Annotated in this window: 1 pseudogene; it reads right to left on the bottom strand. The window is 52.9% G+C overall.

The annotated features are described in order from the left end of the window. Positions 1–276 (bottom strand): annotated as a pseudogene (gene tuf / locus HMPREF2959_RS12380) (elongation factor Tu); the annotation flags it as partial.

The raw sequence follows: 276 nt of genomic DNA, 5'->3' as shown, positions 1-276 counted from the left end.
TTTCTTTCAGACCGACGATTTCGATCTCGTCACCGACGTGGATGATACCGCGCTCTACACGACCGGTTACTACTGTACCACGACCGGAAATAGAGAATACGTCTTCGATAGGCAACAAGAAAGGTTTGTCCACGGCACGCTCGGGAGTCGGGATGTAGCTATCCAATGCAGCAGCCAATTCGAAGATTTTTTCTTCGTAAGCGGCATCGCCTTCCAAGGCTTTCAGTGCGGAACCTTGTACGATCGGGCAGTCGTCGCCGGGGAAGTCGTAGCTGG

The organism is Neisseria sp. HMSC070F02, assembly GCF_001814225.1.
GTDB classification, from domain to species: Bacteria; Pseudomonadota; Gammaproteobacteria; order Burkholderiales; family Neisseriaceae; genus Neisseria; species Neisseria meningitidis.
This window is presented reverse-complemented; position numbering and strand designations above follow the sequence as displayed.